21 protein-coding genes are annotated in these 20,856 nt (G+C 67.2%); 4 read left to right on the top strand and 17 right to left on the bottom strand.

Annotated elements, in window-relative coordinates; genetic code table 11:
• Positions 1 to 29 precede the first annotated feature (29 nt).
• Positions 30 to 626 (top strand): DUF3043 domain-containing protein, encoded by a 597-nt coding sequence (locus tag HMPREF9062_RS06880; RefSeq protein WP_009749362.1) that lies wholly within the window; start codon positions 30 to 32, stop codon positions 624 to 626.
• On the opposite strand, the gene HMPREF9062_RS06875 is transcribed toward HMPREF9062_RS06880, so the two are convergent.
• From HMPREF9062_RS06875 to HMPREF9062_RS06850, 6 genes are all read right to left on the bottom strand, one after another.
• On the bottom strand, positions 614 to 1,894 hold the full coding sequence (locus HMPREF9062_RS06875; RefSeq protein ID WP_009749361.1) for an MFS transporter: 1,281 nt from the start codon (positions 1,892 to 1,894) through the stop codon (positions 614 to 616). The two genes, HMPREF9062_RS06880 and HMPREF9062_RS06875, sit on opposite strands and share 13 nt — an antisense overlap.
• Before the next feature lie 167 nt (positions 1,895 to 2,061).
• Positions 2,062 to 3,105, bottom strand: a complete 1,044-nt coding sequence (locus HMPREF9062_RS06870; RefSeq protein ID WP_034253908.1) for a quinone-dependent dihydroorotate dehydrogenase — start codon at positions 3,103 to 3,105, stop codon at positions 2,062 to 2,064.
• A 402-nt stretch (positions 3,106 to 3,507) separates the two neighbouring features.
• Complete coding sequence (locus HMPREF9062_RS06865; protein ID WP_009749359.1) at positions 3,508 to 4,557, bottom strand: hypothetical protein; 1,050 nt, start codon at positions 4,555 to 4,557, stop codon at positions 3,508 to 3,510.
• A gap of 2 nt (positions 4,558 to 4,559) precedes the next feature.
• A complete protein-coding gene (locus tag HMPREF9062_RS06860; protein WP_172634834.1) occupies positions 4,560 to 4,991 on the bottom strand; it encodes a GNAT family N-acetyltransferase in 432 nt (143 codons plus the stop codon).
• A 67-nt stretch (positions 4,992 to 5,058) separates the two neighbouring features.
• Positions 5,059 to 6,285 (bottom strand): 5-aminolevulinate synthase, encoded by a 1,227-nt coding sequence (hemA, locus tag HMPREF9062_RS06855; protein WP_009749357.1) that lies wholly within the window; start codon positions 6,283 to 6,285, stop codon positions 5,059 to 5,061.
• Positions 6,286 to 6,303: 18 nt separating this feature from the next.
• The gene (locus tag HMPREF9062_RS06850) at positions 6,304 to 7,479 is read right to left on the bottom strand and encodes an MFS transporter (RefSeq protein ID WP_009749356.1); all 1,176 of its coding nucleotides are present in this window, start codon (positions 7,477 to 7,479) and stop codon (positions 6,304 to 6,306) included.
• Between the two features lie 653 nt (positions 7,480 to 8,132).
• Between HMPREF9062_RS06850 and HMPREF9062_RS06845 the strand changes: the two genes are divergently transcribed.
• The 3 genes from HMPREF9062_RS06845 (at position 8,133) to HMPREF9062_RS06835 (ending at position 10,220) form a co-directional block, all read left to right on the top strand.
• Positions 8,133 to 9,008 carry a MerR family transcriptional regulator gene (locus tag HMPREF9062_RS06845; RefSeq protein ID WP_253270678.1) on the top strand — a complete coding sequence of 292 codons (876 nt, stop codon included), beginning with the start codon at positions 8,133 to 8,135 and terminating at the stop codon, positions 9,006 to 9,008.
• A 282-nt stretch (positions 9,009 to 9,290) separates the two neighbouring features.
• Complete coding sequence (locus HMPREF9062_RS06840) at positions 9,291 to 9,803, top strand: flavodoxin family protein (protein WP_009749354.1); 513 nt, start codon at positions 9,291 to 9,293, stop codon at positions 9,801 to 9,803.
• A 165-nt stretch (positions 9,804 to 9,968) separates the two neighbouring features.
• The gene (locus HMPREF9062_RS06835) at positions 9,969 to 10,220 is read left to right on the top strand and encodes a hypothetical protein (RefSeq protein WP_009749353.1); all 252 of its coding nucleotides are present in this window, start codon (positions 9,969 to 9,971) and stop codon (positions 10,218 to 10,220) included.
• 115 nt (positions 10,221 to 10,335) lie between these two features.
• Here HMPREF9062_RS06835 and HMPREF9062_RS06830 read toward each other — a convergent pair whose 3' ends face one another.
• The 11 genes from HMPREF9062_RS06830 to HMPREF9062_RS06780 all read right to left on the bottom strand — a co-directional run bounded on the left by HMPREF9062_RS06830 (position 10,336) and on the right by HMPREF9062_RS06780 (position 20,805).
• Positions 10,336 to 10,614 (bottom strand): DUF350 domain-containing protein, encoded by a 279-nt coding sequence (locus HMPREF9062_RS06830; protein ID WP_009749352.1) that lies wholly within the window; start codon positions 10,612 to 10,614, stop codon positions 10,336 to 10,338.
• Between the two features lie 264 nt (positions 10,615 to 10,878).
• Positions 10,879 to 11,271 carry a metal-sulfur cluster assembly factor gene (locus HMPREF9062_RS06825; RefSeq protein ID WP_009749351.1) on the bottom strand — a complete coding sequence of 131 codons (393 nt, stop codon included), beginning with the start codon at positions 11,269 to 11,271 and terminating at the stop codon, positions 10,879 to 10,881.
• Between the two features lie 121 nt (positions 11,272 to 11,392).
• Positions 11,393 to 11,857 (bottom strand): Fe-S cluster assembly sulfur transfer protein SufU, encoded by a 465-nt coding sequence (gene sufU, locus HMPREF9062_RS06820; protein ID WP_009749350.1) that lies wholly within the window; start codon positions 11,855 to 11,857, stop codon positions 11,393 to 11,395.
• Between the two features lie 2 nt (positions 11,858 to 11,859).
• Positions 11,860 to 13,197, bottom strand: a complete 1,338-nt coding sequence (locus HMPREF9062_RS06815; protein ID WP_009749349.1) for a SufS family cysteine desulfurase — start codon at positions 13,195 to 13,197, stop codon at positions 11,860 to 11,862.
• A 113-nt stretch (positions 13,198 to 13,310) separates the two neighbouring features.
• Positions 13,311 to 14,060: a Fe-S cluster assembly ATPase SufC gene (gene sufC, locus HMPREF9062_RS06810; protein ID WP_009749348.1), complete on the bottom strand. Its 750-nt coding sequence runs from the start codon at positions 14,058 to 14,060 to the stop codon at positions 13,311 to 13,313.
• Positions 14,061 to 14,114: 54 nt separating this feature from the next.
• Positions 14,115 to 15,404, bottom strand: a complete 1,290-nt coding sequence (gene sufD / locus HMPREF9062_RS06805; RefSeq protein ID WP_009749347.1) for a Fe-S cluster assembly protein SufD — start codon at positions 15,402 to 15,404, stop codon at positions 14,115 to 14,117.
• A gap of 98 nt (positions 15,405 to 15,502) precedes the next feature.
• Positions 15,503 to 16,942 (bottom strand): Fe-S cluster assembly protein SufB, encoded by a 1,440-nt coding sequence (gene sufB / locus HMPREF9062_RS06800; RefSeq protein WP_009749346.1) that lies wholly within the window; start codon positions 16,940 to 16,942, stop codon positions 15,503 to 15,505.
• Positions 16,939 to 17,673, bottom strand: a complete 735-nt coding sequence (locus tag HMPREF9062_RS06795) for a helix-turn-helix transcriptional regulator (protein ID WP_009749345.1) — start codon at positions 17,671 to 17,673, stop codon at positions 16,939 to 16,941. Before HMPREF9062_RS06795 ends, sufB begins: the two co-directional genes overlap by 4 nt.
• A 377-nt stretch (positions 17,674 to 18,050) precedes the next feature.
• On the bottom strand, positions 18,051 to 18,965 hold the full coding sequence (locus HMPREF9062_RS06790) for a glycosyl hydrolase family 32 (RefSeq protein ID WP_009749344.1): 915 nt from the start codon (positions 18,963 to 18,965) through the stop codon (positions 18,051 to 18,053).
• A gap of 3 nt (positions 18,966 to 18,968) precedes the next feature.
• Complete coding sequence (locus HMPREF9062_RS06785) at positions 18,969 to 19,898, bottom strand: carbohydrate ABC transporter permease (protein WP_009749343.1); 930 nt, start codon at positions 19,896 to 19,898, stop codon at positions 18,969 to 18,971.
• Between the two features lies 1 nt (position 19,899).
• Complete coding sequence (locus HMPREF9062_RS06780) at positions 19,900 to 20,805, bottom strand: carbohydrate ABC transporter permease (protein WP_009749342.1); 906 nt, start codon at positions 20,803 to 20,805, stop codon at positions 19,900 to 19,902.
• Positions 20,806 to 20,856: the final 51 nt, after the last annotated feature.

Genomic DNA, 20,856 nt, shown 5'->3' with positions numbered 1-20,856 from the left:
ATCGCGAGTGAGCCGCTACTCTGTGCTGCGTGAAGCTGTTCAAGAAGCGCGATGCTGCGCCTGATCCCGAGCCCGCCGCGGCCCCCGTCAAGATCGAGGGCAAGGGCCGCGCCACCCCCAGGCGCAAGGACGCCGAGGCGCGCCGCCTGCACCCGGTCGTCCCCACCGACCGCAAGGCCGCCAAGGCCGAGGCTCGCGCCAAGCGGGACGAGGCCTGGAGGCTCCGGAGCGAGGCGATGAAGACCGGTGACGAACGCTACCTTCCGGTCCGCGACAAGGGGCCGATCAAGCGGTACATCCGCGACTACGTGGACGCGCGCTTCAGCCTAGGCGAGGTCTTCATCCCGCTGGCCTTCGTGCTCATGATCGTGGCCTTCGGCATCCAGACGCGCCTGGCCCAGACCGGCCTGCTGCTCATGATGGGTCTGTACGCGGTGCTCATCCTGGCCGTCGTCGACGCCGTCGTGTGCTGGTGGCTGGTGCGCCGCAGGCTCTACGCCAAATTCGGCCAGGACACGGTCAGATCCCAGGGCATGATCTTCTGGTACATCCTCACCCGGTGCTTCAGCCTGCGCCGCATGCGCCAGCCCGCTCCGCAGGTGGCGCGCCGTCACTACCCGTCTTGATCCGGGTGCCGTGAGCGGCCGTGCCGTCGTGCGCGCCGGCCATGGCGGCGCACCGCCGCCTCTCCCAGGGCCAGGGCCGTGACGCATCCGCCGGCGATGGCGGCGGGCGCGTTGCCCAGGTGGAGGTTCTCGCCGATCGCGCCGGTGATCACGCTCCCCAGCGAGACCCCCAGAACGTTGCACGTGGATGCCACGGTCATGACGCCGGTGACCTGGTCGGCGGGAGAGAGCTCCTCCACGCGCGAATAGCAGGTCACCAGCATCATTCCCACTGCCGCACCCAGGCAGAGGATGACGATTTCGGTGAGCACGGTGGGCGGCACGCTCGTCAACGCCGTGGAGCACAGGAGAACGGCGAGTCCACCGACGGCGGTTTTCCCCAGGCGCCCGGCCCGCAGGCCTGGGCTCACGAGGCCGGCCGCCGCGGAGGTCAGCCCCATGGAGCCGTAGACGGGGCCGGTCAGGCCGGGCGTGCCGTGAGCGGCGTGGACGGCGGTCAGGGCCGTCTGGGTCGTGCCGAAGACGACGCCGACGCACACGACGACGGTCAGAACGGGCGCCAGTGGGCGCATCGATGCCGCAGCGGTCCGCGCGCGGCGGTCCCGGCGGGCGGGATCGCCAGGCCCATCCGCGCACGGACGAGCAATTTCGCGGTGTCCCAGCAGCCAGAGAACGAACACGCCTTCGCCGGCCAGGGTCACCGCCGCCAGAGCGACGACGGCCCCGCGAGCGCCCAGGAGGGCGACGAGCCCGCCCGCCGCGGCGGGTCCGATGACGAAGCTCGTCTCGTCGGCAGCGGTCTCCCACCCCATGCCCAGACGGGCGACTCTCAGGGCGCGGTCCCGCTGGCCGCTCGCCCGCGCCAGGTGGGACCAGGCGGCGCGGGCCACGGACCCGACCTGCGGATTGGCCATGCCCGTGACGGCCCCCGCCGCCAGGACGATCCCATCGGCCGCACCGCAGTCGGTCGCCCACCGAATGACGGCCAGGGCGCCCGTCTGAACCGCGAGAGCGCAGACGGTGACCCGCCAGGCTCCGACACGGTCGTGCAGTCGGCCGATGCCCGGCGCTCCGAGCGCGGTGCCCGCTCCGACGGCGGCGACCATGGCGCCCGCGAGCGTCAGGCCTCGCCCGGAGGCCGAGACGACCAGAAGTAGGCCGAGCTGGTTCATGGCGGCAGGCAGGCGCCCCAGGTAGGCGGTGACGAGGAAGCCCACTCCGGCGGTGTCCAGGAGAGTACGGGGGGCGGAGGCGGTGGATGCGATCACGGGCGGCGAGGGGGGCGACGGCCTCGGGCCGCCCGACCGTCCCCGCAGGCGGCCTCTCCTCCCTCTGCCGTGCAGGCCACCGGATGCGTCGTAGCGCGGGGCCGGGCGCCCACGTGCCTTGCTCCCCTCGTCACCCGTCGTATTCTCCGGGTCCTGCGCGTTCCCCGTCACCGGCGGCGGGCGGTGGCCAGGGTCCGGTTGAGACGGCCCGGCCAGGCCGGACCGTTGTAGACGAAAGCCGTGTAGGCCTGAAGCAGATCGGCGCCCGCGTCGAGCATGAGCTCGGCGTCCATGATGGAGGAGATGCCGCCGACCCCGATGACGGTGGGCCCCTCCCCCAGCCGGGCGCGCAGACGGCGCACGACCTCCAGTGAGCGCGGCAGCAGCGGGGCCCCGGACAGACCGCCTTCGCCCAGGTCGTGGTCGATCGTGGTGTTGGTGGCCACGACACCGTCCAGTCCCATGCCGGTGACCAGATCCGCTACGGCGTCGACGTCCTCGTCGGCCAGATCGGGGGCGATCTTGACCAGGAGCGGCACGTGCCGACCCGCGACGGCGTCGCCGGCCTCGCTCACGGCGACGAGGATGGGGCGCAGCGCCTCAACGCTCTGCAGGGTGCGCAGGCCGGGTGTGTTCGGGCTGGAGACGTTGACGACGAGGTAGTCGACCCACCTGGCCACCCGCGCTGCCGAATAGCGGTAGTCCTCGACGGCATCGACCAGCGCCGTGGTTCTCGTCTTGCCGATATTGGCGCCCACGACGATGGAGCGGCCGCGCGCGGTCGCCCGCAGGGCTCGCAGACGCCGAGCGGCCTCGTCGGCGCCCGGGTTGTTGAATCCCATGCGATTGCGGATCGCACGAATACGCGGATGGCGCCACATACGAGGCCTGTCGTTACCCGCCTGGGCGCGGGCCGTGAAGGTGCCGACCTCGACGAAGCCGAAGCCGAGCATATCCATGCCCTCGACGGCCCGCCCCTCCTTGTCCATGCCAGCCGCCAGGCCGAGCAGACCCGGCACGGGACGCGCGAAAGGACCGCCCTGGTTGGCGCTGGGCACGGGAAGGATGGGGCGGCGCCCCCACATCTGCCTCACCGCGTCGCGCACGAGCGGAATCCCGCTGGTGACCTCGATGGCCTTGACGCATGCGTCATGGATCAGCTCGGGGTCGGTACGCGTCAGGACGGTCTTGTACAGCAGGTCGTAGAGCACGCCGCCAGCGTACTCGGACCAGCGCCTGCGCGACGCTACGCCGCTATCCGGCCTCCTCCCCTCCCCCGAGGTCACCATGAGCCTCAACCGCGATATCACGATCGATCCGAACCGCATCTCCGCCTTGACGGGAGGCGCGGTGCCGACCGTCGGGACGGGGTCTCACCTCTGACTCAGTGCTGACTCGGTGCATCTGGAACTGCAGGCCGATCGCTACGCGGGCGTATGGGTGCACTACGCCTCGACGACATCTTCGAGGAGCCCGGGCAGAGCCTGTGAAGAACTCTGAAGGCTCTGAGAACCCTCCGAGAATCCCCGAGCGCGACGGCACTCCCCCGACACCGGCGCAGGAGGCCGTTGGCGTCCCGGGTCGGCACCGTCACTCGGCGGCTCAGTGGGTCGTCAGCCGAGCCGCTCAAGATTGTTCCTATCGAGAGTCGTTCGACGCGGCCCTCGGCCATATCGCAAGGAGAACACCTCCCCAGAGAAACGATGAATGCTGGCGAGAAGACGCTGCAGACCAACAGCTTCAACGAAGGTGGTGTAGCGACGACCATGATCACCCCACAGGATATCCTCGGCGAATAGAGAGAGCTTCCCGCATGTCTTCGGAGCCGTTCCACCGGTGATGAAGGCTGTGTCGGTGTCCTGGCACAGTCGGGCACCATCGGCGCTCCAGTGCCGAAGACGATCGTGATCCCAGCCGGGGTCGTCAAAAGTAAGCTCGATGTATTCGCGGATACCGTCGTCACCGACGAGAATGATATCAAAGGCGCGTCGCCGGTCAGGATGGGCGAAACTTGAGTATCCCGTGACGGCGACGCCATTCATACTCGCCATGATCTGCACGGACTCGGGAGTGTCGTCCGTAAAACTGGCGTAATCGGAGTTGATGACCGCAGCATTGTGCAGATGAACATCCTCAGCCGATGCGCCGGTGAGGTAGCAGCACAAGTCGAGGGGATGCACGACTTCGCTGACGACGCCCACGGTGGGCCGCGGATCATCGAAGCGGTTCTTCGCCCAGGTGAAGTCGATTCGTGCGATCCGCAGATCACGGTGATGTGTCTGCGCGAGAACGTAATCGACTGCCGGAGAATAACGTTCGATACAGTTCATCGCAAATCTATCGCCGCTCCCCCACGCCTCCGTCCAACGATCAGGGATGGAATCCTGAGGCGCAACGAGGGGCTTCTCCGAGAGGATGAATCCGTCGACATGTTGAAGAATATTGAGGACATTGAGATGCTGGTCGTCATTGGTGGCGTTAACGATGACATCGGAACCCTCACACATCAGATGAATCCGTGCAGGGTCATCGGCCAACGAGGCAGTATCCGCACGTGAGTAAGTGCGCACATCGACGTCCTCCTCTCTTCCTGTGGCAACGTACTCAAAGGATCGGGCGAGTCGGGTTCCGGCGTAACCGGCGCCGATGAGGTCGATTCTCACGGTCAATGCAGTTCCTTCCGCAAATGCGGCTCGTCGTTGATGACGTAGCCCAGGCGCGCGTACATCCGCAGTGCACTCGGAGTGGAATCCAAGTAGATGGCATCTGCACCACGGTCGGCGAGCCAATCCTCGGCCGCTTGGGTCAGGGCGGTACCGACTCCGAGCCCTCGGGCGGACTTGTCGACATAGACGCCCTGAATCCAGCCTTCAAGGCCGTTCGGATTGGCAGGATTGGCCAGGCGTCGATCGATGATCGCGGTCGCCGTACCCACGGGCACGCCGACCGCGACTGCAAGGAAAGTCGCCTGCGTCGACACGATTCCGTCGATCTCCTCCTCCAACTGCGCGCGATAGACCGCCTCCCAACCGCCAGCATCGCCTCGGGCCCAGTGAGCCTCGCCGGCGGTAAGAAGATTCCGACGCAATGCCAGCACGGCCTCGGCATCGGCACGGGTCGTCCGTCGTACCGCGATCGTCGAGCGAGCGACGCGTATCGTTGAATTACCGGGCATTTTTCTTGTTCTCAGAAATTCCCAAGCGACTGAAGACCTCATCGAGGGAGTCGGCGAGGTGGGTAACCTGCTCCACCGTGTGAGCAGGTGTGGCGTTGATGCGGAATCGACTTGTACCCAACGGCACGGTCGGCGGATTGATCGGCTGGATATAGATCCCGTATTCATCGAGCAGCATCGCCGCAGCGGTTCGGCAGTTGCGGGCGTTGCCGATGAAAACCGGAAGCACATGCGTCGTCGAGGAGGGCATGATCTCGATGCCGCGAACGCCCAGTTCATGTCGCAGTTGCGCGGTTCGGCTCTGCAGTAGATCACGTGCGTGATCGTCGGCACGGACGATCTGAATACTCGCCCGGCAGGCGGCGGCCACCGCTGGAGGCATGGAGGTTGTGAAGATGAATCCCGGAGCGAAACTGCGCACGGCGTCGACGAGCCAGTCAGGACCCGCGATGAACCCTCCTATCACACCAACGGCCTTCGCCATCGTCCCCTGGATCACATCGATCCGGTCCAGGATGCCTTCTCGATCGGCGATCCCGCGTCCTTGCTCCCCGTAGAGTCCGATGGCATGGACCTCGTCAAGATAGGTCAAAGCGTTGTACTGCCGAGCCAGGTCGACAACTCCGGGCAGGTCGGCCGTATCTCCGTCCATGGAGTACACAGATTCCAACGCGATGAGTTTGGGTGTAGACGGATCGTCGGCGGAGAGAAGCTTCTCGAGGTGATTCAGATCGTTGTGGCGCCACACGCGACGTCCATTCTTGTTACGGCGAATCCCGGATATCATAGACGCATGATCGAGCGCATCGCTATAGATCAGCAGATCTGGATATATCAGGCTGAAAGCCTCTAACGCAGCATCATTGGAGCCGTAGCCCGTCGGGAAGGCCAAGGCTCGTTCTTTGCGGAACCAGTCCGCGATCTCCGCCTCGAGAAGAGCGACCTCCTGGTGGGTGCCCCCAATGTTACGGGAGCCGCCGGCTCCTACACCGTAGCGGGCTGCGGTGTCCTGCATCGCTGCGATGACCGTCGGGTGCTGGGACATGGCCAGGTAGTCGTTACTGCACCAGACCTGCACATCTTCATATATACCGCCATCGCACTTTACCGTAGCCATGGGGTATCGTCCAGCATGTCGATTGAGAGTCACGAAGGTCCGGTAACTGCCGTCCCGCTTAAGGTCGTCAAGACGTTCGAGGGCCGTATCTGCGTACATAAAGAATTCTCTTTCTTTTCATCTTTTCTCGTCGTGGTCGCCGTTCGCAACCGGTGTCATGCGATGCATGCGGATGCGCAGCAGCTGCAGAGCGAGTGCCAGCAGGGCCGGAATGGCGGCGAGCAGGGCCAGGTTCGTGCCGGTCACTCCGACGGCGAGCACGCCCGCGCCGAGGGCTGATCCGATCGCTGAGCCGAGGTAGTTCGCCGAGGCGTTCGCGGCGACCGCGGTCGCCCCGTCCCGCGGATTGGTCTCCAGCAGCGTGTCCTGCTGAGGGGCCAGGGAGGACCATCCCAGGGCGCCCCAGGCGAACAACGCGGCCGCCAGCAGCCACACGGCCGGGCCGGTGCCGAGCACGAACAGAACGATCGTCAGGAGCGCCAGGATCACAGCGGTGATGCGGAGCGAGTCGCTGACCCGATCGACCAGGCGGCCGATGAGCATGACGCCGACGGCACCGCCCACGCCCCACGCCCAGATGCCGGCCGTGGGATGGGAGGCGAGGCCGGTATCGCCCAGGAGCGAGGTGATGTAGGTGTACAGGCCCAGGGAGGCGATCCCGGTGAACAGGGTGACGGTGACGGTCATGAGGTTCGGTCCGGATCCGATCGAGCGCAGGCGTGCGCCCAGGGAGGGGGCGTCCACGCCGGGCAGCTCACGCCCCCGGGAGGAGAAGATGCCGATCAGGGCCAGCGCCCCGACGATCGTGATGAGCAGGATGCTCACCCGCCACGATGTCAGCCCTCCGAGCAGGAGGCCCAGCGGGACGCCGAACACGGTGCCCATCGCCAGCCCGGCCAGGACGAGGCCGAGGGCCCGGCCGCGACGCTCCTCCGATACGGATGCCGCTGCGACGGCCGAGGACAGGGGCGAGTACACGCCCGCGGCGGCGCCGGCGAGCACTCGGGCGATGAGGAATACGGCGATGGTGGGCGCGCCCGCCGTGACAAGGTTGCCCACGGTGAACATCGACAGGGCGATCGCGAGTCCCCGTTTGGAGCGGCGGCCCGCGGCGCCGGCGAGCAGAGGCCCCGAGATCGCATAGGCCCCGGTGAAGGCGGTCACCCCGAGCCCGGTTACGCCCTCGGTGGCGGCCAGGTTCTCCGCTATCGCGGGTAGCAGCCCTGCGATCATATAGGCGTCCAATCCGAGCGCGACGCCTCCGATAATGAACGGCCAAAGCCGACCAATCACGTCTATTCCTCTCTTTCCACTCATCTGGTGGCCCTGCCACCCACCTACCGATCGACTAGTCAGGACTGGTCGTCCACGCCGTCCTATGACACCCACTCACGGGGCGGTCGTGGCAGAGTCGTACGGCGAACAAACCCAGTGGCCCCGTGCTCGTAGAATTCGTAGAACCGTTCTTCTCCTGGTGCCGGTTAATCCGGCATCGGCACATCCCGGCCAGATAGTCGCGGAGAGACACGAATAACCGTCGTCAGACATGACACACGTACCGAAGAACATTGAGGCAGTTCTGCGGAGAAAGGCAGAAGAATACGGTGCAAACAGTGCTTCGTCAGGGCCTTCCGATAGCCATCATCAACGCAGGACCGCCCTGATGGCGCATGTCAGCGTATTGTCATTGAACGCGACATCGATTCGAGTAGAACGTCCAGAAGACCATCATCGTTCCTTACGAGGTGCTGCGAGGATCAGGGCCAAGGCCTCAGCTGCAGTCAGTAGTCTAAGCGCCGTGTCGCCGCTGTCAATATCGGTTCTGTTACGACCTCGGTCTCCTCTCCACGCGGGTGCCACCCGGGCCGGGAGTCCCGCGCCGATGCGACCGGAACCGCCACAGGTCGCAGTGGGTGCTCTTCTCGGATTTCGAGAGGACTCCCCTCATGATGCAGACTCACTGCATGCGCGTCGCCCAGATCGCCCGGCTCACGGGCACAACCGTGAGGACCGTGCGCTACTACCATCGCCTGGGTCTGCTGCCCGTGCCGGCCGAGCGCGGCGGATGGCGGGACTACGAGCTGTCGCACGCGGCCCGGCTCTCTCGCATCCGCTGGCTGACCCGGGCCGGGATCCCGCTGGAGACCATCGCGCGGGTACTGGATGCCGAGCCTGCCACCGATCCCGGCGACGAGGCCGACGACGAGAACCTCGAGCAGGACGCCCGTGCGCGGGACCGCACCGACGATGCCGCCCCCGCGCCGGAGGTCGTCACCGATCTGAGCGCGGCGCTGCGCGCCGTCGAAGGCCGCCTGGCCGAGGTCGCCCGTCAGCGCGATATGCTCGCCGGCCTGCTGCAACGGGCCGAGGAGGGGCTGACGGTCTGTCCCATGTCCGCGCGCATGGTGGCCTTCTTCGATCGGCTGGAGCGCGCGGCACCCGACGAGCGTACTCGTAGCGCCGTGCGTCACGACCGCGACGTCGTCGACCTGGCCTGCTACTGCGGGCGGATGCCACCTGAGGCCGAGGATCTCTTCCCCGAGCCGGACAAAACCGAGGACGCCGCCGCTCTGGTCGGCTACGGCAGAGATCTGGATGCAGCCACGCAGGGTGAGCTGACCGAGCACGCCGACTGGGTCGTCTCCCGTCTGGAGGGCCGGCTCACCCCCGATCGGGCCCAGCGCCTGGCGCGTCAGACCGATATCGGCGCCGTCAGATCACTCTACCGCCTGATCGCCGATGTCGATCCGCGCTCCGCTCGGCTCGCCCCACTTGTCGAACAGCGTCTTGTGCGGACCATCGAGCGCTGGCGCTCCGTCTGAGCGGGGCGGGCGAGCGGCCGCGGAGCGGGTGATGAGCGGCTGCTACCGCCGGGCTTGAGTACGACGCGGCGTCGCACCCGAGCCTGGGGCCATGACAGCCCATCACGACGGCCTCGGCTCTCCCTGTCCTCGAAGTGGGACCCGGCCACGAGCCTCGGGCGCCGGTTCCCGCCGGTCCGGATCTCGTCCGGGTCGGCGGAATCCGCGCCCGAGCGGTCGCGAGTGCCCGACTCGATCGCGCCTGCGGCATCCGCCCTCACTCTCCGTCGAAAGGAAAACGCTATGACGACCGCAGCAGCACTCGTAATCGTCGAGTCGTACTTCGGCGCGACCCGCACCGTCGCCGAGGCCGTCGCCGCCGGGCTGACCGACGCCGGAGTGAGGGCCCGCGTCCTCGACGTCGACCGGGCGCCCGACGCCCCGCCCGCGGACCTCGACCTGCTCATCCTGGGCGCTCCCACCCACAACCGGGGTCTGCCGACCACCAGTACGCGGGCGACGGCCCGCAAGCGGGGAGCGGCGACACCAGCCCGGGGCGTGCGCGAATGGCTGGCGACGGCGTCGATCCCGGCCTCGCCCCGTGTGGCCGCCTTCGACACGGTCACCGCGAAGAACTGGTTGGCCGGTTCGGCCGCTAAGGCGATCGCCAAGACCCTGCGCCGTGCGGGGCGGAACGAGTCGGCCGTCACGAGTTTCCTTGTCAGCTCGGACCGGGGTCTCCTGGCCGACGGGGAGGAGACGGCCGCCCGCGCCTGGGGGTGCGAGCTGGCCGGTGAGGGCGCGGTTCGTCGATGAGGAAGAAGGAATAAGAAATGAGTGACGACGAGGAGCGGAAAAGAAGATGAGGACAGAACGAGGAAAACAAGGAATTGGGGCGGCAGAACAAGAATGGGCGGATTCGGTATTGCCGGCATCTGCCTTGCAATATGAGGCCTCCTCACCCTGATCTGGGGAGGCGCGGTGGTGCCCGTCAGCCTCACAAGCCCCGACTTCATGTCGTTCGCCAGCGACGGCCTGGTTCTGCTGGCGGTCGGGGCCCACCTGGTCCCCGGCCTGCCGTCCATCTGCCCGATCGCCGCCATCTGGCTGGCGGCGCTGGCAACGACGGCCTACCTCTTCTCCCTTGGGATGGACACGATCGTGAGCCTGATCGGCTGCATCCCGGTTGCCGGTCTCGCCGTCTGGCTGACCACCGGGTTCCGAAGGCGATGACGCGGCAGAAGCGGAGCAGAGCCGCGGCCGACGGCGGTCAGCGGCAGCGCTCACCGCCTCCTGCCGTCGTGGGCCTCGCCGCCTCTCCCACCGCCGACCTCATCGACGCTGACACTCAGCCGCTGATGGTCGCGGCGACAATGATCGCGATGGCGATCGCCGTCCCCGCGAAGGCCACACCGAGACCGGGATTCTGATCCTCGAGCAGCTCCCGCCGAAGATCCAGCTTGAACACCTTGTTGACGACCCAGCTGAACAGCATGAGCAGCAACACGCCCAGAACCGCGTACACCACGGTGCTCAGCAGCGTGAGCGCGTCAAGGCCGTGGGTCGCCACGAGTGACGCTTCGTCCGTGTCGATGAGGTCAGTAGAACCGCCAATGAACTGCAGCATATCTTTCTCTCTCGTCATTCGCCGGCACCGTCGTGGCCTTCGTCGTAGACGCATCGCAACTTCGGGCGGCTCCGCCAGGCACGCTCCCGATGTCCGCTCAACCCCGTCGAAACCGATCAGACTTCACGGCACGGCGAGGACACCTCGCGCTCACAGGCAGGCGCCTACTGCGACAGGACCCTAGCAAAAGCGCTGAGAGCGCAGCAACACGCAGTACCGCCCGAGGGGAGCCCCTGTCGAAGGTCTTTGATGGCCGGTGGCGGCTCAGACATTGAAGCCGAGAGCCCGCAGCTGTTCCCGACCCTCGGGGGTGATCTTGTCCGGGCCCCACGGCGGCAGCCACACCCACTGGATGCGGACCCTGTCGGCGATGAGGCCGAGCGCCTGCTGGGCCTGTTCCTCAATGACGTCGGTCAGTGGGCAGGCCGCGGTGGTCAGCGTCATGTCGAGCACGATCGTGCCGTCCGGTTCGACAGACACCCCGTAGAGCAGCCCGAGGTCGACGACGTTGATGCCGAGCTCGGGATCGATGACGTCGCGCAGGGCCTCCTCGATGGCGGCGACGTCGGCCTCACCCCCGGCTGCGGGGGCGTGCTGGGCGGCCATCGGATTGACGGCCTCGCCCTGGATGGTACCGGGAGCGTTGCTCTCGCTCATGGCTCCTCCTCGCGTTTCTTCACGTCGGTCATGTCGGTCAATGCCGGTCATAGTGGTCGTGGCAGTGATGAACTGGACGATGGATGGTGGCGATGGCGCACGGGTGGTGAACGTCCATCGGTCAGGTCTGCTCGGCGGGCAGCGCCACGCCGGCCTTGGCCAGGGCATCCCTGAGCGCCATCCACCCCAGGAGGGCGCACTTGACGCGGTTGGGGTACTGCGAGACGCCCTCGAATGCGGCACCGTCCTCCAAATCGTCCAGCACGACGGCATCGACGCCGCGGCCGCGCGAGTGCATGAGGGCGTCGAAGTCCTTCTCCAGGCGGGAGACGGTGGCCAGGTCGGCCCCGTCGACGAGGTCGTGCATGACGGAGATGGAGGCCTGCGAGATCGAGCAGCCCTCTCCCTGCCAGCCGGCCAGGCGCAGGCGCCCGTCAACGACCCTGACGCCGAGGGTCACCTCGTCCCCGCAGGTGGGGTTGACCTGGTGCGACTGCCCGTCGGGGTCGATCAGCGCGCCGGAGCCGTGCCGCTCACGGGAGTGATCGAGGATGACCTGCTGGTAGAGCTGGTCGAGTTCGTTCATACTCACCTCTGGAAGTAGGCGCGAACGCCGGCGGCGGCCTCCAGGAAGCGGTCAACCTCACCGGCCGTGGTAGTCACCCCGAAGGATACCCGGGCGGAGGAGGACACCGAGAAGTGGGCGTGGATCGGCTGGGCGCAGTGGTGGCCGGTGCGCACGGCCACACCGGAGGCGTCGAGGACCTGTCCGACGTCATGGGGGTGGACGCCGTCGACCGTGAAGGCCACGACACCGAGCCGCTCGCGCGTGTCGGCCGGGCCGAGAACGCGCACCCCGTCGAGGGCCGCCAGACCGTCCAGCACCCGCTGCATGAGGTCCAACTCCCCGGCGTGGAGGCGGTCCATGCCCAACCCGGACAGGTAGTCCACAGCCGTGCGCCACCCGGCGGCCTGCGCCAACGGCTGACTGCCCGCCTCGAAGCGGGCGGGGCCGGACATGTAGGTCGAGGACTCCATGCGCACGACCTCGATCATGGAGCCGCCGGTCAGCACCGGCGGCATGGCCTCCAGCAGCTCTTCGGCGGCCACGAGCGCGCCGATGCCCGTGGGGCCGAGCATCTTGTGGCTGGAGAGGACCATGGCATCCACGCCGGCGGCATGCAGAGCAGCGAAATCCAGCGGCAGGTGGGCTGCGGACTGGCACGTGTCCAGTACGACGAGCGCACCGACCGCCCGGGCCGCCGGCAGGATATCGACCAGTGGAGTGATCGCCCCGGTGACGTTGGAGGCGTGGGTGAGGGCGAGCAGGCGGGTGCGCTCGGTGATGACGCGGACGGTGGTCGGGTCGATGCGCCCGTCCTCGGTCAGGTCGAGCCAGCGCAGGCTCGCCCCGGTGCGCGCCGCGAGCTCCTGCCAAGGCACGAGGTTGGCGTGATGCTCGGCGCGAGTGACGACGATCTCATCGCCGGGGGCGATGACCAGGCGACGGGCCGGGTCCGCGTCGTCGGCGCCCGCCCCTCCGCGCGCGGCGGGCCGGCCCGCGCTGGCGTGCCCGACGGCCAGGGCGACGAGATTGATCGCCTCCGTAGCGTTCTTGGTGAAGACGAGCTGAGAGCCTCGGGCCCCCACGAAGCCGGCGACGGCCTCTCGGGCGTCCTCCCACACCCGGGTGGCCTCATCGGCGATCTGGTAGGTCGAGCGTCCAGCGGCCCCGTTGGTCATGCGGTAGAAGGACGCCTCGCGCTCGATGACGTCGGCGGGCTTCTGGCTGGTGGCGGCCCAATCGAGGTAGGCCAACGGCTCGCCGTTGCGCGCGGGGCGCTTCAAGTAGGGGAAGTCGGTGCGGACAGCATCGATCTCGGCCGCGGTCAGCGGCCGCGCCGACGCGGACTCGTGCGATGTCATGGGGGTGCGCCTCCTGGCGGCTTTCGGTGCGGTGATTCGGTTGGTGATGCGGTGCTGGCCGGCCGCAGTGCTCGGACCCGCGGCCGGCGGACGTCGACGCCGGCCCGAGTGTCTCAGGCGAGGAAGCGGTCGTAGCCCTCCTCCTCCAGGCGGTCGGCCAGGCCGGGGCCGCCCTCCTCTGCGACGCGCCCGTCGACGAAGACGTGGACGTGGTCCGGTTTGATGTAACGCAGGATCCGCGTGTAGTGGGTAATGAGGAGGAAGCCGGCGTCGGAGGAGTCGTGGAGGCGGTTGACGCCCTCGGAGACCACGCGCAGGGCGTCGACGTCCAGGCCCGAGTCGGTCTCGTCCAGAACGGCGAAACGCGGCTTCAGTAGTTCCATCTGGAGAATTTCGAAACGCTTCTTCTCGCCTCCGGAGAAGCCGGCGTTGACATCGCGCTGAGCGAAGGCGGGGTCCATGCGCAAGTTCGTCATGGTCTCGTTGACCTCGGAGATCCACTGGCGAACCTTGGGAGCATGGCCGTCGACGGCAGTTTTGGCGGTGCGTAGGAAGTTGGCCACAGTGACGCCGGGAACCTCGACGGGGTACTGCATGGCCAGGAAGAGACCGGCGCGGGCGCGCTCATCGACGGTCAGGTCGAGGAGGTTGGCGCCGTCGAGGAGGACCTCGCCGTCGGTGATCTCGTACTCGGGGTGGCCGGCGATGGAATAGGCCAGTGTCGACTTGCCCGAGCCGTTGGGCCCCATGATGGCGTGCACCTCATGGGAGTCGACCTCGAGATCGACGCCTTTGAGAATGGGCTTGGGGCCGTCATTGGTGGCGACCTGGACGTGAAGGTTCTTGATCTTCAAGGTACTCATGAGTGCTCTTCTCCGAAGTCTGCTGGGTTGTTGGTCCCGCTCGGGGTAGCCTGCTCAGGCCCGGGCGCCGGTGGATTGCACGGCGCAGGCGCCCTCCCCCTGCCGGGCGTTGATGAGGCCGGTGAGCGCGAGCTCCTTCTCAATCTCCATCAGGAGGCGCTCCTCGACCTCGTTCACGCCGATCTCGGCGACGATCTCGTTGAAGAAGCCCAGGACCACCAGGCGGCGGGCCTCGGTCTCGGGGATGCCGCGCGCGCGCAGGTAGAACAGCTGCTCGTCGTCGAAACGGCCGGTGGCACTGGCATGGCCGGCGCCCTCGATATTGCCGTTCTCGATCTCGAGATTGGGGATGGAATCAGCTCTGGCCCCCTCGGTCAGGACGAGATTGCGATTGAGCTCGTAGGTGTCGGTGCCGCGGGCGGCGTGTCCGATGAGGCAGTCGCCGACCCACACCGCGTGAGCGTCCCTGCCCTGGAGGGCGCCCTTATAGGTCACGCGCGAGTAGCAGTGGGGCTCGGTGTGGGCGACGTAGGGGCGATGCTCCTGATGCTGGCCGGCGTCGGTGAAATAAACGCCGAAGGAATCGATGCGACCGCCCTCGCCGTCGAAAGCGAAGTCGGAGGTGATGCGCACATCCCCGCCCAGCGAGACGACCACGTGCTTGAGGGTCCCCCGGCCGGCGACCCGCGCACGGTGACTGGAGGCGTGGACGGCGTCGTCCTGCCAGCCCTGGATGGTCACGAGGGTGAGCTCCGCGTCCTCGCCGACCGCGATCTCGACGGTCTGGGCGAGGGCGGCCGTGCCCGCGTGATCGAGCACGACCGTGCCCCTGGCCCCCTTCTGGGCCCTGACGAGGATGTGCTGGGCGGCGGGGAGGGCCGGGGCGTCGCTGGTGCGCTCACTGTCATCGGATCCTCCGGTGCCGCAGACGCTCATGCGCACGGCGCGCTCAGGACGCTCACCGGCGGCGAGAGTGATGACGGTGGACTCCCGGAAGCCAGCCCAGGCGACGACGCCGGTGCGGTCGACGGGCTCGCCGGCGACTCCCAGACGGGCGTCGTCGCGGGCGGCGGTCTCCACGCTCACGCCCTCGGGGGCGTCCACGTGGACGGCGGGCGATCCCCCCTCCGCCGTGCCGGCGGCGACGGCGTCGAGGTCGAACAGGGGGGCGAAGCGTTTCATCGGAGTGAAGCGCCACTCCTCCTCTCGTCCGTGCGGGGTGGGGATATCCGCCGGGTTGAAGGACGTGGGCCGGTCGGCCCGTGAGGAGACGTAGCGGGCGGGCTCGGGGGCGGCGGCCTCGGACGCCGCCTGCGAGTGGCTGGTGGTGGACGGATCAGGCATGAGTGCTTCCTGTGCCGGCTGGTGATGGGTGAGGAGCGTGCTGCGATGGGAACGGCGCCGGCCGGGATGAATCCGACGAACGGCCGTTTGCGGGGGCCTCAGCCGACCGAGTTCTCCATCTGCAGCTCGATGAGGCGATTGAGTTCGAGGGCGTATTCCATGGGCAGCTCACGGGCGATGGGCTCGACGAAGCCGCGCACGATGGTGGCCATGGCCTCAGTTTCGGTCAACCCGCGCTGCATGAGGTAGAAGAGCTGATCCGCGCTCACCTTGGAGACGGTGGCCTCATGCCCCATCTCGACGTCGTCGGTGCGCACGTCGACGTAGGGGTAGGTGTCGGAGCGGGAGATCTCGTCGACCAGCAGAGCGTCGCACAGCACGTTGGACTTCGAGTGCCGGGCGTTCTTCAGAATCTTGACCAGACCGCGGTAGGCGGAACGGCCGCCATGACGAGCGATGGACTTCGAGACGATGTGACTGGAGGTTCGCGGCGCCATGTGGATCATCTTGGCTCCGGTGTCCTGATGCTGATCAGCGCCGGCGAAGGCGATGGACAGGGCCTCTCCGCGAGCGTGGGGACCCATGAGGAGGACGGAGGGGTACTTCATGTTGCGTTTGGAGCCGATATTGCCGTCGACCCATTCCATGGTGGCGCCCTCGGCGCAGGTGGCGCGCTGAGTGACGAGGTTGTAGACGTTGTTGGACCAGTTCTGGATCGTGGTGTAACGCACGCGGGCGTTTCTCTTCACCACAATCTCCACGATAGCCGAGTGCAGGGAATCAGTGGAGTAGATCGGTGCCGTGCAGCCCTCGACGTAGTGCACATAGGAATCCTCGTCGGCGATAATCAGAGTGCGCTCGAACTGGCCCATATTCTCAGTATTGATACGGAAATAGGCCTGCAGCGGGATCTCGACATGGACCCCCTTGGGAACGTAAATGAACGATCCCCCGGACCACACGGCCGTGTTGAGCGCGGCGAACTTGTTGTCGCCGGCGGGAATGACCGTGCCGAAGTACTCGCGCATGAGCTCCGGCTGCTCCTTGAGGGCGGTGTCCGTGTCGAGGAAGACGACTCCCTGCTCCTCCAGATCACCGCGGATCTGGTGGTAGACAACCTCGGACTCGTACTGGGCGGCGACACCGGAGACGAGACGCTCGCGCTCGGCCTCCGGAATCCCGATACGGTCATAGGTGGCTTTGATATCCCCGGGCAGGTCGTCCCAGGAATTGGCGGGCCTGTCGGTCGAGCGCACATAGTACTTCACGGCGTCCATGTCCAGCTGGGTGAGGTCGACTCCCCAGGTCGGCATGGGTTTGCGCTCGAAGATCTCGTAGGCCTTCAGGCGCCTAGCCAGCATCCACTCCGGCTCGCCCTTGGTCGTCGAGATCTCCCGGACGACCTGCTCATCGAGACCCCGTCTGGCGTTGGCGCCCGCCTCATCCGAGTCGTGCCAGCCGAACTCGTAACTCGCCGAGATCGAGTCGATGATCTCGTCGTCGCTGACGCGAGCGGTGTCGGTCGTGGGTGATGTCATCGGGTTCCTTCCGTTCTCCGGGGCCGGTGGCTCCGCGTGTCTGCAGCTGCTCGGGCCGCGCGTTTGCGCAGGGCCGGCATGGCGATGGGAATGTGCGTGGTGCACACGTGCTCGCCTCCGGCCAGCGTGGCCAGGCGCTGGACGGGCACGCCCAGGAGCCGTGAGAAGGCCTGGGTCTCGGCATCGCACAGCGTGTGGAACTGACCGGCGACGTCGCGCACGGGGCAGTGGCCCTGGCACAGCTGAACAGCGTAGGTGCCGTCGCCGACGTCGCGTATGGTCGCCGCGTAGCCGTCGAGGGTCAGGGCGTCGGCCAGAGCGCGGGCCCGTTCGGACGGCTCCTTGCCGGCGGCCTCGACGACCCCCATGTAGCGGCGCTCGAGGTCTCGGCCACGTGAGGCGGCGAAGGAGTCGAGGGCCTTGTCCCCCGCCACCTGCTGAAGATATGACAGAGCCCGATTGGCGATCTCGGAGTAGCCCTCGGCGAAGGTGGTGCGGGCGGACCGGGTGGCGACGTAGTGGCGCGCGGGCCTGCCCCGTCCGCGCTTGCCCGGCGAGGCCGCCGTGTGCACCTGGATCTCACCGGCCTCCTCCAGAGCGGTGATGTGACGGCGGACCGCAGCCGGAGTCAGATCGAGGACCGCCGCGAGCTGCGCGGCGGAGACCGGCCCCTTCTCGACGATGAGGTCGAGGACCCTGGCGCGGGTGGAGTCGTCGTCGTTGTGGCTCATGCTTGCTCCTCTCCATCGCCGCGGTGGCCTCGATGATGGCGGCGGGCCTCCGGTCCTGTCCTGAGTGGTCAGGCCGGCCGCCGAGGGGCCCGGGGGCCGGTCGGCGCCGCCGTCCAACTTTAACCAAGATCTTCGTTCCCATATTCATCATAAGCAAGCTTTGGACCTTGGTCCCGACGTGGTATGGAGCACGCACTGTCGCGAAAAGCATCGTCATGTAAGGCTTGCCTTACCTAATAATGACATTCGCGGGTTCGGACGCGTCGGGGTCGTGCACCGCGTGCACGACCCCGACGCGCGGGTCCGCGGTCCGACTCCACCCGCATCGGCGGGCGACATCGGCCCCGGCTACGGCACTCCGGTCAGCATCCCGGCCATCACCGGGCGACGAGTTCGACCCTCTCCCAGGGGACGGGGTCCGGGGCAACGCCCACGAAGCGTCCGTCAACGCCCTGGTCGAAACCGGTGAAGACCCACCGCCCCTCGCGCAGGGGCAGGACCTGTCCCGCGTAGAGGTGCTCGGGGCGAACGTACCGGGCTCGGCCCATGTCCCAGGAGCCGAGCGGCCCGCCCCCTTCGGCGACCCAGACGCCGCCCGGCCCCGGCTCGGCCTGCATGTCGGCGCCGCAGGAGAAGACCAGCAAATGCTGCTCACCGATGGTGCGCGATTGGCTGACCTCCAGGTGCCCGAAGACGGACGGCTCGGTCAGCGGCGCCAGGACCTCCCAGTGGTCGAGGTCGTCGGAGACCGCATGGCCGATGACTCCGCCGTGCAGCCGGTCCACTCCCCTGGCCCTGGCGGTGATGAGCATGTGCCAGCGCCCATCGTCGTGCTTGAAGACGAAAGGGTCGCGCCAGGCCTCGTCCCAGGGATAGGAGGGATTCCACGTCTCATACCAACGGTCGTCCGCCACGAGCGGCTCGGCGCACGTCCTGCGGAAGGTGACGCCATCGGCCGAATCGGCCCAGCCGATGCGTTGCACCATGCCGCCCTCGGCCCGGGAGATCCCGGTGTAGAAGACCCGCAGGCGCCCGTCGGCCCCAACGACGGTCGAGCCGGTCCAGATCGCCTGGTCGTCGAAGGCCGGCCCGTCACTGTGCACCAGGGCGTCCGGGAGCAGCTCCCAGGTGCGGGCGTCCTCGGAGACCGCGTGCCCCAGCGAGGCCCGCCAATGCCGCCGCTGAGGGTTGTGCAGCGCGCGCGAGGCGCGCAGGAAGAACAGGTGGTAGCGCTCGCCGTCGTCGGCGATCCAATGGTCCCACAGCCAGTGGTCGGGCAGAGACAGCGCCATGGCTCACCCCTTGACGGCGGTGCCGGCCAGCGACTGGACAAACGAGCGCTGGAAGACAACGAAGATGATGAGAACGGGCAGAGTGATCAGCGTGCCGTAGGCCATGATCTGCCCCCACACCGGGTTGAGCTGGAAGAAGTACTGCATGCCCACACTCACGGGCCGCATTGACTCCTCCTGGACCACCATGAGAGGCCACAGGTAGGAATTCCAGGCCGGAAGCATGGTGATGATGGCCACCGTGGCGAAGGTCGGGCCGGACAGGGGAACGACGATCCTGCGGTAGATGGTCCACCACGATGCGCCATCGACCCGGGCGGCCTCATCGATCTCCCTGGGGATATCGCCGAAGTGCTGGGCGAACAGGAAGATCGCCAGGGCGTTGGCGATGAAGGGCAGGATCTGGACCTGATAGGTGTTGAGCATTCCCTGCTTGATCAGGAAGCCGTCGACGACCCATTGCATGGAGGGAAGCTTGGCGACCCAGAAGACCAGCGGCACGGCGATGGTCTCGAAGGGGACCATGAGGGTGGCCAGCACGAACGACAAGATGATGCTCCTGCCCCTCCACCGCATGCGCGCGATGGCGAAGCCGATCATCGAATTGACGACCAGGCCGAGCCCGACAATCGCCGCGGTGACGACGACGGAGTTGAGCAGGAAGCGTGCGGCGGGCACACGCTCGAAGACTCCCGAGTAGTTGTCCAGGCTCAGATGCCCTGCGGGCAGGAAGGCCTTGATGGTGCCCAGATCGGCGAAGATCCGGTCGTCGGTCTTCAGGGAGGAGAAGATCATGAACACCAGGGGGAGGACGGCGACGCAGGCGGCGACGGTGAGTCCGATGTACGTCAACGCCCTGACCCGCGCCCTGTTGGCGGCACGGCCGCGGCCCTTCTCGACCTGCGGGGCGTTCCCGGATGTCGCGGCGGTCATATCAGTCCTTCTCCCTGGTGAGCCAGCGCTGGATAAGTGAGATGAGGAGCACGACGACGAAGAAGATCAGCGAGATGGCGCTGCCGTAACCCATGTCCTGCTCGCGATAGCCCTTGCGCACGGCGTGATAGACGAGTGTGGAGGTGGCGTCCTGGGGCCCGCCGGAGGTCATGACGTCGACCTGAACGAACAGTCCGAGGGCGGCGATGGTGATCGTCACGAGGATGAAGACCATCGTCGAGTGCAGACCGGGCCAAGTGACGTAGCGGAACCGCTGCCAGGCGTTCGCGCCGTCGAGGTCGGCCGCCTCGTAGAGGACCGGGTCGATCCCCTGGAGGCCCGACAGCCAGATGATCATGTGCAGCCCGACGGCCTGCCAGATGGACAAGGCGATGATGGCGGGCATGGCCGTGCCGGGGTTGTTGAGCCAGGCGACGGCGGTCCAGGCTCCCCCGGTGACGGTCGTGAGCATGGAATTGATCAGACCGTCGTCCTCGTAGAAGAAGCTCCACAGGATGGAGACCACGACCATCGAGGTGACCACGGGCATGAAGATCATGGTTCGGAACGCGGTCACGCCCTTGACCTTGGCGTTGACGAGGACCGCCAGGGCGAGGGCCAGGCCCGACTGGCAGGGCACGACGATCAGGGCGAAGAACGCAGTGTTCGTCAACGATCGCAGGAAGGTCGGATCGCCGGTGAAGGCGCGCACGAAGTTGCTCAAGCCGATGAAGCTCGGAGGGTTCGGGGAGATGAGGCGGGCGTTGGTGAAGGACAGGGCGAATGTCAGCAGAATGGGAATACCCATGAACAGCAGCAGGAGGATGAGGGCGGGCGAGGACATGAGCCAGGCCATCCGCGCCTCCTTGCGCAGGGGCTTGGATCGGCGCCCGGTGACCGACGGCATGAGGTCTCCTTCCCGGTGGGACGCCGCGGCGCCCCACCGGATAGCGGGTGG

The sequence above is a fragment of the Actinomyces sp. oral taxon 448 str. F0400 genome (assembly GCF_000220835.1).
Lineage (GTDB): Bacteria > Actinomycetota > Actinomycetes > Actinomycetales > Actinomycetaceae > Actinomyces.
Note: the sequence above shows the minus strand (reverse complement) of the source record. Positions and strands in the feature narration are given on the sequence as shown.

What these genes read in the sequence shown, in the direction of transcription:
- sufB (WP_009749346.1), bottom strand. Translation starts at nt 16,942, where the DNA reads ATGACATCACCCACGACCGACACCGCTCGCGTCAGCGACGACGAGATC.
- HMPREF9062_RS06785 (WP_009749343.1), bottom strand. Translation starts at nt 19,898, where the DNA reads ATGACCGCCGCGACATCCGGGAACGCCCCGCAGGTCGAGAAGGGCCGC.
- HMPREF9062_RS06830 (WP_009749352.1), bottom strand. Translation starts at nt 10,614, where the DNA reads ATGCTGCAGTTCATTGGCGGTTCTACTGACCTCATCGACACGGACGAA.
- HMPREF9062_RS06845 (WP_253270678.1), top strand. Translation starts at nt 8,133, where the DNA reads ATGATGCAGACTCACTGCATGCGCGTCGCCCAGATCGCCCGGCTCACG.
- HMPREF9062_RS06815 (WP_009749349.1), bottom strand. Translation starts at nt 13,197, where the DNA reads ATGACATCGCACGAGTCCGCGTCGGCGCGGCCGCTGACCGCGGCCGAG.
- HMPREF9062_RS06790 (WP_009749344.1), bottom strand. Translation starts at nt 18,965, where the DNA reads ATGGCGCTGTCTCTGCCCGACCACTGGCTGTGGGACCATTGGATCGCC.
- HMPREF9062_RS06795 (WP_009749345.1), bottom strand. Translation starts at nt 17,673, where the DNA reads ATGAGCCACAACGACGACGACTCCACCCGCGCCAGGGTCCTCGACCTC.
- HMPREF9062_RS06825 (WP_009749351.1), bottom strand. Translation starts at nt 11,271, where the DNA reads ATGAGCGAGAGCAACGCTCCCGGTACCATCCAGGGCGAGGCCGTCAAT.
- hemA (WP_009749357.1), bottom strand. Translation starts at nt 6,285, where the DNA reads ATGTACGCAGATACGGCCCTCGAACGTCTTGACGACCTTAAGCGGGAC.
- sufC (WP_009749348.1), bottom strand. Translation starts at nt 14,060, where the DNA reads ATGAGTACCTTGAAGATCAAGAACCTTCACGTCCAGGTCGCCACCAAT.
- sufU (WP_009749350.1), bottom strand. Translation starts at nt 11,857, where the DNA reads ATGAACGAACTCGACCAGCTCTACCAGCAGGTCATCCTCGATCACTCC.
- sufD (WP_009749347.1), bottom strand. Translation starts at nt 15,404, where the DNA reads ATGCCTGATCCGTCCACCACCAGCCACTCGCAGGCGGCGTCCGAGGCC.
- HMPREF9062_RS06780 (WP_009749342.1), bottom strand. Translation starts at nt 20,805, where the DNA reads ATGCCGTCGGTCACCGGGCGCCGATCCAAGCCCCTGCGCAAGGAGGCG.
- HMPREF9062_RS06840 (WP_009749354.1), top strand. Translation starts at nt 9,291, where the DNA reads ATGACGACCGCAGCAGCACTCGTAATCGTCGAGTCGTACTTCGGCGCG.